The organism is Mesorhizobium sp. M0019 (assembly GCF_040323975.1).
Taxonomy (GTDB): domain Bacteria; phylum Pseudomonadota; class Alphaproteobacteria; order Rhizobiales; family Rhizobiaceae; genus Mesorhizobium.
In genome coordinates, this window is record NZ_JAMYVK010000026.1 from 14,216 (window position 1) to 27,170 (window position 12,955).

A 12,955-nucleotide genomic window follows, 5' to 3' on the forward strand; every position below is an offset into this window, starting at 1 on the left:
GCCCTCAACAGGTTGCGAAGCCCAAATGGGCGCGAAAGCGGTTCTTGACCTCGACGGCGTCGCGCGGCGGCAGCGAGCGCGGCAGATTTTCGGCAGTGATTTTCAGCACGAAAAGGCGTGGACCGTCGGCCGGGCGACGAAGCTTTTCACAGAGTGCGTCGACCTCCTCCAGCGTGCGCAGCTCGGCGGTTTTCGAAAAACCGCAGGCGGCTGCGACCTTGTCGAAACCAATGCCCTTGCCGGTATGGCTGGACTGCATGCCGGTCTCGCCGAAATGCTGGTTGTCGAGCACGATCAGGTCGAGATTTTTCGGCCGCGCCACCGAGATCGTCGCCAACGAACCGAACGCCATGAGCTGTTCGCCATCTCCGGTAATCACCATGACCCGCTTGTCGGGCTGGGCCTGGGCAAGCCCGAGGCCGATCAGTGCCGCGCCGCCCATGGCACCCCACAGATAGTAGTTGTCGTTGCGGGCACCGGCGGCATGCACGTCGTAGCTCGGCGAGCCGAGACCGGTCACGACCAAGGCGCCGTCGCGGGCGTCAAGCAGCTTCTTCACCGCAACCCGGCGGTCCATCGTCGGTAAATTCATGTCACTCACCACTTCTTCTTGCCGAGCAGCCGCTGCCCGATCAGCACGGCGATCTGCTGGTCGGCATCGAAAGCCATCAGGGCTGCCTGCGCCACCGTCTCCACGAGGTCGGGGCCGGTCTCGGCGCGCAGCACCCTGAGGCCGATCGCCTTCAGCGAGGCCTCAGTCGCCTGCCCCATCGGCACCTGCCACGGGTTGAACTCGGCCCATTCGCCGCGCATCGTCACCAGGACGAGCAAGGGAAAGCGTGCCTGCACGGGAAGCGACAACATGTTTATGCAATTGCCGACGCCTGAGGATTGCATGAGCACCACGCTCCGCTTGCCGCCGAGCCAGGAGCCGGCGGCGATGGCGATGCCTTCCTCCTCCGTCGTCAGCACATTGGTGACGACCTCGGGATCCTCACTGAAGCGTTGGATCAATGTGGTATGGCCGGCATCGGGCACATAGGACATGTGGCTGATGCCGGCAGCCTTGAGCACGTCATAGACCTGATCCGGCCACTGCTTTTCAGGTGCCGTCGCAGCGGCCGCAAGTGCTGCTGCTTCCGGAGGTTTTGCTTGTACGCTCGCCGTCACCTTGGATCTCCGAGATATTGGACTGGCATCAGGTTACAGCGGTTGGCCGATCCAATCTTCGTCTCTTTCTCGTGATCAGATATAATGATATTCGATAGCTCATGGAGTTATCACAGCTACGGACCCTGATCCACGTCGCCGAACTCGGCAGCCTCAGCAAGGCTGCCGACCGGCTGCGCATTGCGCAGCCGGCGCTCAGCCGGCAGGTGCGCATGCTGGAGGAGGAGCTGGGTTTTGCCCTTTTCCTGCGCCACGGACGCGGCATGGTGCTGTCCGAGCAAGGCAAGGAGGTGCTGACGCACGCCATGCGCGTGATGGCCGAGATCGACGAGATCCGCGCCACAGCCACGCCCGCCGACGCGCCGCTGACCGGCGAGGTGGCCATCGGCCTGCCACCCACCGTTGCCGACATTATTTCGATGCCACTGGCTGCCGCCTTCGGCAAGGCTCACCCCAAGGCCAAGCTCAGACTTGTCAGCGCCTACACAGGCTATTTGCTGGACTGGCTGCACCGGGGCGAAGTGGACGTCGCGGTGCTCTACGACCCGCGCATGGCACGTTCGCTGCGCTCGCGCCCGCTGCTTTTGGAAAACCTCTTCCTGATCGGACCGCCGGACGCGGGGTTTTCAACCGTGCGCGCCGTATCGTTCGCCTCGCTCGCCGGCAAGCGCCTGCTGTTGCCCAGCATCAAGCATGGACTGCGCATCATCGTCGAACGCTGCGCCACGGATGCCGGCATCACGCTCGATGTCGGCATCGAAGCGGACTCGTATTCGGCGCTGAAGGACCTGGTGCGCAACGGCCATGGCTGGACGATCCTACCGCTCGCTCCCATCCATGCCGACGTGGCTGCGGGGCTGCTCACCGCCGCGCCGCTGATTGATCCCGTGCCCGTGCGCCGCTTGGTCCTTGCCTACCCGGCGGACCGGCCTGCCTCGCGGCTGGCGCGGTTTGCCGGACAGACGATAGAGGACATTGCCAAGGACCTTGTCGGGCGGGCCGTCTGGGTTGGCCAGCTTCTCGGTCCTCCGCCATAAGCATTTGAATTTCGTTATATCTGCTCACGCCTGCCTTGCATTGCGGATGGGACGTGGAGGCGCGATAGTTAGGCCGCAGCAAGACGAAAAGCCGGACCGACCTCATGGAACACTACCAGGACATTCGGGATGCCGTCGCCAAGCTGTGCGCCCGCTTCCCCGGAGACTACTGGCGCGTCCTCGACAGGGACATGGCCTATCCCCGTGAATTCGTGGAAGCGTTGACGGAGGCCGGCTGGCTCTCGATCCTGATCCCGGAGGCCTATGGTGGCTCTGGACTGCCGCTTTCGGCTGCCGCTGCCGTGCTGGAGGAAATCCAGCGCGCCGGCTGCAATGGCGGTGCCTGCCATGCCCAGATGTACACGATGGGCACGCTCCTTCGCCACGGCTCGGAAGCGCAGAAGCAGGGATACCTGCCGAAGATCGCCGAAGGAGAATTGCGCCTGCAAGCCTTTGGCGTCACCGAACCGACCAGCGGTACCGACACGGGGGCGCTGAAGACCACCGCGCGGCTCGATGGCGATCATTTCGTGGTCAAGGGCCAGAAAATCTGGACCAGCCGCGCCGAGCATTCTGATCTGATGCTGCTTCTGGCGCGGACCACGCCGCTCAAGGACGGCATGAAGAAGACCGACGGCCTCTCCGTCCTTATCGTCGACATGCGCGAAGCCGTTGGCAACGGCCTCACCATCCGGCCGATCCGCACCATGATGAACCATGCCACAACGGAAGTCTTCTTCGACGATCTGCGCGTGCCCGCCGAAAACCTGATCGGCGAAGAGGGAAAGGGCTTCCGCTACATCCTCTCGGGCATGAACGCCGAGCGGATCCTGATTGCCGCCGAATGCGTCGGCGATTCGAAATGGTTCATCGACAAGGCAAGCACCTATGCCAAGGAACGGCATGTATTTGGTCGGGCGATCGGCCAGAACCAGGGCATCCAGTTTCCGATCGCCAGGGCCTACGCCAACATGCGGGCAGCCGAATTGATGGTGCGCGAGGCGGTGAACCTCTACGAGGCCGGCAAGAACCCCGGCGCCGAAGCGAACATGGCCAAGATGCTGGCGGCAGATGCTTCGAACGAGGCCGCCAATGTCTGCATCCAGACGCATGGCGGGTTCGGTTTCGCGGAAGAGTACGACATCGAGCGCAAGTTCCGCGAGACGCGTCTCTATCAGGTGGCGCCGATCTCGACCAACCTCATCCTGTCATACCTTTCCGAGCACGTGCTTGGCCTACCGCGTTCCTACTAGGAGTGGTCGCCGTGAATATCCTCATCGTCTACGCCCACCCGGAACCCAGATCCTTCAACGGCGCCATGAAGGATCTCGCCGTGGAGACCTTGATCCGCGCAGGCCACGACGTCGTCGTCAGCGATCTCTATGCGATGGGCTTCAATCCTGTCGCCGGGCCGGGCGACATATCAGGCGAGCGCAGCGATCGGGATTTCTTCAGCCTGCCGCGCGAGCAGACCGCCGCCTACGAGGCCGGCGCACTCTCGGCCGACATCAACGCCGAGATCGAAAAACTGAAGCGGGCGGACTTCGTGCTGTTCCAGTTCCCGGTCTGGTGGTTTGGAATGCCCGCAATCCTCAAGGGTTGGGCCGAGCGTGTCCTCGCGCGCGGTTTCGCCTACCTGCCGGGCCGCAAATACGACACCGGCATGTTCAGGGGAAAGCTCGCCATGGTGGCCGCCACCACCGGCACATCGGCCGACACCTACGCCCCCGATGGCATTGATGGCGACATCCTCACCGTGCTGTGGCCAATCCATAATGGAGTGCTGCGCTATTCCGGCTTCGACGTGCTGCCGCCCTTCGTCGCCTATATGCCGGGCCGTGTCGGCGAGGATGGCCGCAAGGCCTATCTGGAAACCTACCGCAAGAGGCTCGAGGGCATCGACGGCACACCGCGCCTGTTCTTCCACCCAGCCGAGGATTACGGCAGGAACGAGCGACTGAAGCCCGGTGTGCTCGCCCGCTCCGGGGTGCAGCGCAATGTCTGACAGCGCCCGCCCGCTGGAGGGCCTGTTTGTCGTCGCCATCGAGCAGGCGGTCGCCGCACCGCTCTGCACGGTCCGTCTTGCCGACGCCGGCGCGCGCGTCGTGAAGATCGAGCGCCCGGAAGGTGAAACTGCACGTCACTACGATTCCACCGTGGAAGGTATGTCGGCTTATTTCGTCTGGCTCAACCGCGGCAAGGAGAGCGCGGTGCTCGATCTGAAAGCCGAGCAGGACTTGGCTCTACTGCACCGTATGGTGGCGCGCGCGGATGTTCTCGTACAGAATCTCGCGCCGGGCGCCATCGCCAGGCTCGGCCTCTCCGCCGATGCGATTGCGAAGAAATTCCCTCGGCTGATTGCCGTCAACATCGTCGGGTATGGGCAGGACACGCCTTACGCGGCAATGCGCGCTTACGACATGCTTGTGCAGGCCGAAAGCGGCATCTGCGCCGTCACCGGAACGCCGGACACGGCCTGCAAGATCGGGGTTTCCGCCGCCGACATCGCCACCGGAATGAACGCCCATGCGGCGATCCTCGAAGCACTGTTGGCTCGCGAGAGGACCGGACGTGGTCGCAGTGTCGAGATCGCAATGTTCGACGGGATGGCCGACTGGATGGCCGTGCCGCTGCTGCACTACGAACATGCGGGCCGAGAGACCCGACGATATGGCCTAGCGCACGCCTCTATCTACCCCTACCGACCCTATGCCTGCAGCGATGGCGCCGTGGTCGTGTCCATTCAGCAGAGCAGTGAATGGAAGCGCTTCTGCGGCATCGTGTTGCAAAGACAGGATCTGTTCGCTGACGAACGTTTTGCCACCAATGCCTGGCGGGTGGCCAATCGCACGGCACTCGACGCCGAGATCGAACCGATCTTCGCGGCAATCGGCTGCGAAGAAGCCATAGACCGTCTCAACGAAGCGCGGATCGCCTGGGGCCGGGTGAGCGAACTGCGCGACCTGCCGCACCACAACGCGCTGCGCCGGGCAGAGGTGGCGCTACCGGACGGCAGGCGCATCGCGGTGCCGGTACCGGCTGGCCGATCGGAGGGGTTCGCTTCAATCCCCAGCGTTCCCGCTCTCGGCGCCGACACGGATCGAATCCGGTCGGAATTCGCCGCCTGAGGAGGAAGCTCATGAGACCGGACACAAGCACCACGCTGCAGGAATGGATCGGGCGCACGCATCAGGTCGAGGATATTGTGACCCCGCGCCTGCTGGCGAGCTTCGACGCCATGCTCGGTCCTCACGCGGTGCGAGGCACCGTGGCCCCGCCCGGCCTGCACTGGTGCCTGGCGCCCGACATTGCCGACATGCGCGAACTTGGGCCCGACGGACACCCGACCAAGGGCAGCTTCCTGCCACCGGTGCCACTTCCGCGTCGCATGTGGGCGGGCAGCGACGTACGCTTCATAGCGCCGATCCGCGGCGGCGACACCATTCGCCGTCGCTCGACACTGGCCGCTATCGAGCAGAAGCGGGGTCGCACCGGCCAGCTCACCTTCGTCACCGTCCGGCACGAAATCGTCAACGACGCTGGTCCCGTGATCGAGGAGGACCAAACGCTTGTCTATCGAGCGGCCGACACCGCTGCGGCGCCCCCAGCCGCGCCGGCAAGCCCGGCAACGGCCGTATCGCACCAGCGGACGGTCGACGTGGATCCGGTGCTGCTTTTTCGCTATTCGGCGCTGACCTTTAATGGTCATCGCATCCACTACGACGCGCCATACGCCACAACAGTCGAGCGTTATCGCGGGCTCGTCATCCACGGCCCGCTCCAGGCGACATTGCTCATGAATTTCGCCGCCGCCATTGCCGGCCGGGCACCGCGTCGCTTTTCATTCCGGGGCATGCGTCCGGCAGCCGGTCCACAAAGCCTGCTTCTGGGCGCGACGACCCAAGGGCAGGACGGCATGGAGTTGGACGTGCGATCCGTGAACGGGCAGATCACGATGACGGCCATCGCACAATGGTGAGCTTCACCACACCTGTCGTGCCGCTCTTCGTGCCAGGATCGCGGCCGGAGAGGTTTGCCAAGGCCGACGACAGCGACGCGGATGCGGTCATTCTTGACCTCGAGGACGCCGTTGCCCCTGGCGACAAGGGGCTCGCCAGGGAAGCGGTTGTCGGTCATGCCGCGGCGCTGAGATCTCCGGTCATCGTCCGTATCAACGCCGCGGCCACGCCTTGGCACGATGCGGACGTCGGCGCTTTGCGACGTCTCGCAAGCGCCGCTGTCATGCTGCCCAAGACCGAGCATCCAGAAGACATCGGCAATTTGACAAGGCAAGTGGCGCGCGATGTTTCCGTCATCGCTCTGATCGAGAGTGCCCGCGGCCTGGCTAACCTGCCAGACATACTGGCTTCACCCGGTGTTGTTGCCGTTGCCTTCGGATCGATCGATTTTTCGCTCGATCTCGGTTGCGCGCACGATCGACTGATCCTGCTTGCGGCGCGCAACGAAATCGTATGGCGCTCGCGCGCGGCCAACCGTGCCGCGCCAATCGATGGGGTAACGACCGACCTCAGCCACCCTGAAATCACCGAGGACGATGCACGCCACGCAATGAAGATGGGCTTCGGCGGCAAAATGGCGATCCATCCGAAGCAAATACAGCCTATTGGACGTGCCTTTCGCCCGAGCGAGAACGAAATCATCTGGGCGCGCGAAATCGTCGGTGTTGCCTCGTCTGGCGAAGCTGTTCAGATAAACGGCGAGATGGTGGATCGGCCGGTCCTCGAGCGAGCGAGGCGGATCCTGCGCCGGACCGCCTCGCTCTAAAGTCCGCGTACAGAGGAAGAGCAACTGATGAGCCCGGACACCGCCGATTGGCCGACCGCCAAGCTTTGCGCTTTCGTCGCCGAACTCAACTTCGAGCAGATTCCGCCACGCGTCGTTCATTTCGCGCAGGGACTGGTGATCGACTGGCTGGGCTCGACCCTCGCCGGCAAGGGGGCGCATCAGGTCGAAATCATCGATGGCTTTGCTCGTACGATGGGGCCTCCAGCAGGCCCAAGCACAGTCATCGCGACCAGGCGGCGCACCAGCCCCTATTTCGCGGCGATGATCAATGCCGCGGCCTCCCATGTCGTGGAGCAGGACGACGTTCACAACGGCTCGGTCTTTCACCCGGCGGCGGTGATCTTTCCGGCCGTCCTGGCGGTTGCCGAGGCGGAGAACAAATCCGGCCGTGACATCCTGACTGCCTGCATAGCCGGTTACGAGGTGGGCATCCGGGTCGGAGAATTCCTGGGACGTTCACATTACGAGATCTTCCACACCACCGGCACGGCTGGCGCTGTCGCCGCGGCCGCGGCGGTCGGCAAGTTGATCGGGCTGGACGCAGCCGGCCTCAACCATGCGCTCGGCTCGGCCGGCACGCAGGCGGCAGGGCTGTGGGAATTCCTGCGTGATGCCGCTGATTCCAAGCAGCTTCATACGGCGCGCGCGGCCGCCAACGGGCTGTTTTCTGCCTATCTCGCGCGCGATGGCTTCAAGGGGGCCGTGCGGATTCTCGAAGGCAAGCAAGGAATGGCTGCCGGCATGTCCAGCGACGCCGATCCGACCCGCCTGACGGACCGCCTCGGCAGCCGTTGGGCAACCGAGGAAACGTCCTTCAAATGGCACGCCGCCTGCCGGCATACCCATCCGGCCGCCGATGCGCTGCAGCTTCTCATGCGCCGCGAAGGGCTCGGCCCGGACGACATCACGGAGGTAGTGACCCATGTCCATCAGGGAGCCATCGATGTCCTGGGCGCGGTGGACGTTCCGCAAACCGTCCACCAGGCGAAGTTCTCCATGGGTACGGTTTTGGGGCTGATCGCCGTCCATGGCGTCGCCGACCTCGACGCGTTTGAACACCACGCACTTGCCGACACACGCGTCGCCCGTTTCCGCGCGAAGGTGCGTATGGAACTCGACGCCGAGGTCGACACCCTTTACCCCCGGCAATGGGTCGGCAAGGTAAGCGTCACCACCGCTGACGGCCGCAAACTCGATGCCCGCGTCGACGAGCCCAAGGGCGACCCCGGCAACACGCTTGCGCAACAAGAATTGGAAGCCAAGGCCATACGCCTTGCCGAATTTCGAGGAGGCGCCACTGCTAACGAGATGCGCGCCTGCATTTCCCAAATCTGGAATCTCGAACGACCATGGAGCACGGCGAGTATTGTCTGCGAACACCTGATCTGCAATTAGCTCCGAGCACCGGCGCGATCGATGAACTGTCTCTCGCGCTGGTGGCGCAGGCGCTCATGGTCGGTCGACTATGGCCGGGTTCGGCGTCCGCGTGAACTGCATCTGCCCGGACCGACGGCCACCGAGATGATGTCCGGCGTCATGGAAGACTTCGACGAACCAGCAGCTGCAATTGCCACAGCCCCGCCGCCGACGGGGTCAGAGGCTTCGATGCCCAATCGCGCGTGCCAGCCCATCCGGCCAGTGCGGCGGCGGGCAGATAGCCAAGCAGGTAACCGCCTGTCGGCCCCAGTATGTAGGCCAGGCCGATGCCTATCTCAGATATGCGGCTAACACCGGCAGGCCGAAGCACCTTCGGCCAAGTAAAGCAACACGGCCGCTGCCGCCCGCCAGGGGCCGAGCACGAAGCCGAGACCTATGACGGCAAAGGTCTGCAGCGTCATCGGCACGGGATATGACGGCCCTGAGACCCTCGCTGACAGCGCGACAAGCAGCGTCGCCGCAGCAATCAGCGCGGCATCAACGAAATTGCTAGCGGCGCCCCGTTGGGCAAAGGCTGTGATGAACGGCATTGGTCTCCCCGACTTCAATTCGTCAAAGGTTTAGCCGGCGGCTACGGATGAGAAAACGGTCGAAGAGGCGCAAAAGCGTAATTTATGTTTGCATACTGCGATTGCAAACTTGCGAATTCAACAAAGCCCTTGGCTTCGAAGGATTTATGCACCTGCCGCAGGCCAACAGCTGCTCCAGGCCGCCTGTCAGTGCGCTCTAGGGTCGGTTATGAAGCGGTGGTTGGCGCCTGGGACGGAGCCTCAGCGTTGGCCTATGGCGTGCTGAGCCAACTAAATTCCCGCCATGCAGAGATACTTCATCTCGAGATAGTCTTCCAGGCCATGGCGAGAGCCTTCGCGGCCGAGGCCAGATTGCTTGATGCCGCCAAAGGGGCGGCCTCGGAAGACATGCGGCCGGTGTTGATGCCCACCATGCCATATTCCAGCGCCTCGGCCACGCGCCACAAGCGTTTTAGATCCGAAGCGTAGAAACCATAAATGGTATCGTTGGCATCGCGCACCACTTGCTCAGGGTCATCGAAACGAATGATCGGTGCCAGCGGTCCGAATGTCTCTTCTTGGGCGACGAGCATCAAGCCGGGAATGCCGCTCAGCACCGTAGGCTGGAAAAACGTGCCGGCGTTGCCGATGCGCTTGCCGCCGCAACTGATTGCTCTGCCCTTCTCGAGAGCGTCGGCGATGTGGTTTTCGATCTTGATGAGGGCGCGGGCGTCGATGAGTGGGCCGATGGCGACATCTGGTTCGAAGCCACCGCCGACCGCAAGCGCTCGAACCCGCGCGGTGAATTGCGCGACAAACTCGTCGTGGACGCCGGCCTGCACGTAAAGCCTGTTGGCCGAGACGTAAGTTTGGCCGGCATTGCGAAACTTCGCCTGGATGGCGCCGTCGACAGCGGCACTCACATCGGCTCGTCGAAGAGGATGAATGGCGCATTGCCGCCAAGCTCCAGACTGACCTTCTTGATCTGGTCCGAACACTGCCGGATCAGCAGTCTGCCGACTTCCGTCGAACCGGGGAAGCTGATTTTGCGAACCTTGGGGTTTGAGCAGAGTTCGCGACAGACCGCTTCACCCTGCGAGGCATAAATGAGATTGACCACGCCTTCTGGAAAACCGGCTTCATGGGCAAGCGCGAACATCGCGCCCGCAATCATGGGAGTCTGCTCGGCCGGTTTGAGGACTATTGTGCAGCCTGCGGCCAAGGCCGGAAAAATTTTGCGAGCGACCATGGAAGCTGGAAAATTCCAGGGGGTGATCATGCCGACGACGCCAATCGGCTGCTTTATCACGAGCATGCGCCGATCCGCGGATGGCGCTGCAATCGTCGAGATGCACGATCCGGTGAAGTCCGAAATGCATGTCGCTGCTCGGCCCATTTCTCCGTTCGCCCTCTGATCGATCAGACGAACCCAATGGGATTTGAGCCCCCGCCATTCAAAACGGACGCAACACGTTGCAAGCCAGCCTCAAGGCGGTCGCCAGAGACGTTACCCAGGCCGATGCGAACCGCCGCCAAAGTCACAGGATCGCTTTGCGCGAAACTATAGGCGGAAGAGACCAACACCTGTCGATCTGCGAGTTCGGTCACGAACCGGTCCATTGCGCGGCCGGGTGGCAGCGTTAGCCAGCCATGGTAGGATGGCTTCGGTCCCTTGGGACCGTCGTCGCCGATGACGATGGCAGATCCGAGGATCGACCGGGCTATCCGGGCCCGCGCCAGAGCCTCGCTTCTTTGCGCCGCTACTGCCCTTTGGGCCAACCCGTCGAAAATGAGTTTTTGCGAAAGCGCGCTGTAGAGGGCCGACGACGTCCACCCCAACTCTCCCAGGGCTCTCTCAGCAGCGGCAATCAGGTTGGCGGGAACAAGTATGTGGCCGACCCTGACACCGGCTGAGATGCATTTTGACATGCTCGTCACCAGTATCGAACGTTCTGGCGCGAGCGACGTCAGCGTCGGCTCACCGTCCGATGCCAGGTGCCCGAATATGTCGTCCTCAATCAGAAACATGCCCGTTTCGCGCGCGGTCGCGACGATTTCATGCCTGGCTGGGCCTGACAAGGTCGTGCTCGTGGGCATTTGCGTCTCGGGCGTCAGCACCGCAGCTCGCGGCGAAAACTCTCTGGCGAGCCGGTGGAAGGCCTCGACGTCGAGGCCTCGGTGATCGATGGGAACGGCCAATAGCTGAAGACCCAGCAAGTCGGCAATCTGACGTACGCCTGAGTAATGCAGGGCCTCGCAGAGCACCTTGTCTCCGGGTTGGGTCACCATTCGCAGCGCAGCGATAAGGCCTTGATGGGTGCCGTCCGTCAGAAATACCTGATCGGCAGCCGGGTTAAGGCCGCGCAGGCGCAGCCACTCCACCCCGGCCTGTCTCGCGCCGGCCGAGCCGCCCATTGGTTCTGCTTGGAAAACGTCTGCGTTGCCTTGAACTGCCGCAAGCAGCTCTCGGAGAATGTCTGCGACAGGTTCGAGCGGCGGCACGTTGAACCGAAAATCGAAACGCCCTTCGGCGACCGGTTCCTTGTGCGGCAGAATTCCTTGCGCGATCGTTGTTCCCGAACCCCGCCTCGTGATCAACAGGCCGCGCCGGGTAAGGTCGGACACGGCCCGCGTCAACGTCGAAATCGTGACGTTAAGTTCAGCCGCCATAGTTCTGTGAGGCGGAAGTTTGGCACCCGGCCCAAGTTTCGCGCAGAGCGCCTCGATCGCGTCGACCACAAGTCGATATTTGCCGCGGTCGCCTCCAGTTATGGGTTGCAAGGACGGGATTTGATCCAACTTCTTTTCGACTTTTGTTCTAGTATGATCGCGTTCAGTTGCTGGTAAAATCCAGTTCAAGTCAATATGACCGATCGGCGGCGGCGCCGAAGCGCGGACCGCTCCGGCAGTCAGCCTGACGAGCCTCCCAAAACGACGGATTGTTCGAGTTTCCACGCGACCGTCGCCGCGGCCCCGGGTCCGGAACTGAAATCCAAGGCCGAGGACGTGCTGTTCATTCTGATTTCCTGCCCGGACCGCGTCTTGAAGTGATGACGCGTCACCGCGCCGAGAAATGTCTGGCCCTCCCGGGAAACCTCGATGATGTTCGCGCCGGCCGCCGATTCCCCTTCGCTAAGCAGTTGCATCTGCTCTGGCCTGACGAGGATCGTGACGTCCTGGCCAACCGACAGGTTCGAAGTTGACGGCGCCCGGATAACTTCTCCGCTCTCCAGGCGAACGGACAGTTCGCCCTGGTTTCCAAGGACCGTGCCGCAGAAGAGGTTGGACTCGCCGAGAAACCTCGCCGCGAAGGCTGTTTGGGGACGATGGTAGAGCTCGGCGGGGGTCGCGGCCTGTTCGATCCTGCCTTGCTGCATGAGCACGACCCTGTCGGACATCGCCATGGCCTCCTGTTGGTCATGGGTCACATAGATGATGGTCACGCCGAGTTCACGGTGCAGTTTGGAAATCTCCTCTTGGAGTTGGTCGCGCAGATTCTTGTCCAAAGCCCCCAACGGCTCGTCCATCAGGACCAGCGATGGGTTGTAGACCAGGGCGCGTGCGATCGCCACGCGTTGTTGTTGCCCGCCGCTCAACTGCCGCGGCTTCCGGTCGGCGAACTGGTCGAGCCGCACGGATGAGAGTGCCTTTTTGACCTTGTCTTGAATTTCGGCCGCCGAATGCCTGCGGATTTTCAACGGAAACGCGATGTTGTCGAACACGCTCATGTGCGGGACAAGGGCGTAGTTTTGAAAAACCATTGCCAGCTGGCGATCACGCGAATGAAGCCGCGTGGCGTCCACGCCGCCGATTTCGATTGTGCCGTTGGTCGGCTCGATGATCCCGGCAATGATCTGCAACAGCGTGGTCTTGCCCGAACCACTCGGCCCCAGAAGCGTGATGAACTCTCCCTGGCTTACGGTCAGGTCGGTAGGAGACACAACTTCCAGCAGTCCGTAAGACTTGGAAATCCCAAGAAGTCTAAGGCTCGACACT

General features: G+C 62.7%; 13 protein-coding genes and 1 pseudogene. 7 read left to right on the forward strand and 7 right to left on the reverse strand.

The window, feature by feature from the left end:
* Window positions 1-4: 4 nt before the first annotated feature.
* Together NKK47_RS19130 and NKK47_RS19135 are read right to left on the reverse strand one after the other, a co-directional pair.
* Window positions 5-592 carry a thiamine pyrophosphate-dependent enzyme gene (locus NKK47_RS19130; protein ID WP_352577886.1) on the reverse strand — a complete coding sequence of 196 codons (588 nt, stop codon included), beginning with the start codon at window positions 590-592 and terminating at the stop codon, window positions 5-7.
* Window positions 593-597: 5 nt separating this feature from the next.
* A complete protein-coding gene (locus NKK47_RS19135; protein ID WP_352577887.1) occupies window positions 598-1,170 on the reverse strand; it encodes a thiamine pyrophosphate-binding protein in 573 nt (190 codons plus the stop codon).
* A 101-nt stretch (window positions 1,171-1,271) separates the two neighbouring features.
* Here NKK47_RS19135 and NKK47_RS19140 point away from each other — a divergent pair, with 101 nt between their 5' ends.
* The 7 genes from NKK47_RS19140 (at window position 1,272) to NKK47_RS19170 (ending at window position 8,408) form a co-directional block, all read left to right on the forward strand.
* On the forward strand, window positions 1,272-2,207 hold the full coding sequence (locus tag NKK47_RS19140; RefSeq protein WP_352577888.1) for a LysR family transcriptional regulator: 936 nt from the start codon (window positions 1,272-1,274) through the stop codon (window positions 2,205-2,207).
* 104 nt (window positions 2,208-2,311) lie between these two features.
* Window positions 2,312-3,460: an acyl-CoA dehydrogenase family protein gene (locus NKK47_RS19145; RefSeq protein WP_352577889.1), complete on the forward strand. Its 1,149-nt coding sequence runs from the start codon at window positions 2,312-2,314 to the stop codon at window positions 3,458-3,460.
* Between the two features lie 11 nt (window positions 3,461-3,471).
* Window positions 3,472-4,212 (forward strand): NAD(P)H-dependent oxidoreductase, encoded by a 741-nt coding sequence (locus NKK47_RS19150; RefSeq protein WP_352577890.1) that lies wholly within the window; start codon window positions 3,472-3,474, stop codon window positions 4,210-4,212.
* On the forward strand, window positions 4,205-5,335 hold the full coding sequence (locus NKK47_RS19155) for a CaiB/BaiF CoA transferase family protein (protein WP_352577891.1): 1,131 nt from the start codon (window positions 4,205-4,207) through the stop codon (window positions 5,333-5,335). The genes NKK47_RS19150 and NKK47_RS19155 overlap by 8 nt, the downstream gene beginning before the upstream one ends.
* 11 nt (window positions 5,336-5,346) lie before the next feature.
* Window positions 5,347-6,186: an HTD2 family dehydratase gene (locus NKK47_RS19160; RefSeq protein WP_352577892.1), complete on the forward strand. Its 840-nt coding sequence runs from the start codon at window positions 5,347-5,349 to the stop codon at window positions 6,184-6,186.
* The gene (locus tag NKK47_RS19165) at window positions 6,180-6,992 is read left to right on the forward strand and encodes an HpcH/HpaI aldolase/citrate lyase family protein (RefSeq protein ID WP_352577893.1); all 813 of its coding nucleotides are present in this window, start codon (window positions 6,180-6,182) and stop codon (window positions 6,990-6,992) included. The genes NKK47_RS19160 and NKK47_RS19165 overlap by 7 nt, the downstream gene beginning before the upstream one ends.
* 27 nt (window positions 6,993-7,019) lie before the next feature.
* Window positions 7,020-8,408 carry an MmgE/PrpD family protein gene (locus NKK47_RS19170; RefSeq protein WP_352577894.1) on the forward strand — a complete coding sequence of 463 codons (1,389 nt, stop codon included), beginning with the start codon at window positions 7,020-7,022 and terminating at the stop codon, window positions 8,406-8,408.
* A gap of 139 nt (window positions 8,409-8,547) precedes the next feature.
* Here NKK47_RS19170 and NKK47_RS19175 read toward each other — a convergent pair whose 3' ends face one another.
* The 5 genes and pseudogenes from NKK47_RS19175 to NKK47_RS19195 all read right to left on the reverse strand — a co-directional run bounded on the left by NKK47_RS19175 (window position 8,548) and on the right by NKK47_RS19195 (window position 12,954).
* On the reverse strand, window positions 8,548-8,760 hold the full coding sequence (locus NKK47_RS19175) for a biotin transporter BioY (protein ID WP_352577895.1): 213 nt from the start codon (window positions 8,758-8,760) through the stop codon (window positions 8,548-8,550).
* Window positions 8,738-8,980: a biotin transporter BioY gene (locus NKK47_RS19180; protein WP_352577896.1), complete on the reverse strand. Its 243-nt coding sequence runs from the start codon at window positions 8,978-8,980 to the stop codon at window positions 8,738-8,740. The genes NKK47_RS19175 and NKK47_RS19180 overlap by 23 nt, the downstream gene beginning before the upstream one ends.
* Window positions 8,981-9,250: 270 nt before the next feature.
* Window positions 9,251-10,367: pseudogene (locus NKK47_RS19185) on the reverse strand (NAD-dependent succinate-semialdehyde dehydrogenase); the annotation flags it as partial.
* 11 nt (window positions 10,368-10,378) lie between these two features.
* A complete protein-coding gene (locus tag NKK47_RS19190) occupies window positions 10,379-11,914 on the reverse strand; it encodes an aminotransferase-like domain-containing protein (RefSeq protein WP_352577897.1) in 1,536 nt (511 codons plus the stop codon).
* Complete coding sequence (locus tag NKK47_RS19195) at window positions 11,869-12,954, reverse strand: ABC transporter ATP-binding protein (protein WP_352577898.1); 1,086 nt, start codon at window positions 12,952-12,954, stop codon at window positions 11,869-11,871. Before NKK47_RS19195 ends, NKK47_RS19190 begins: the two co-directional genes overlap by 46 nt.
* Window position 12,955: the final 1 nt, after the last annotated feature.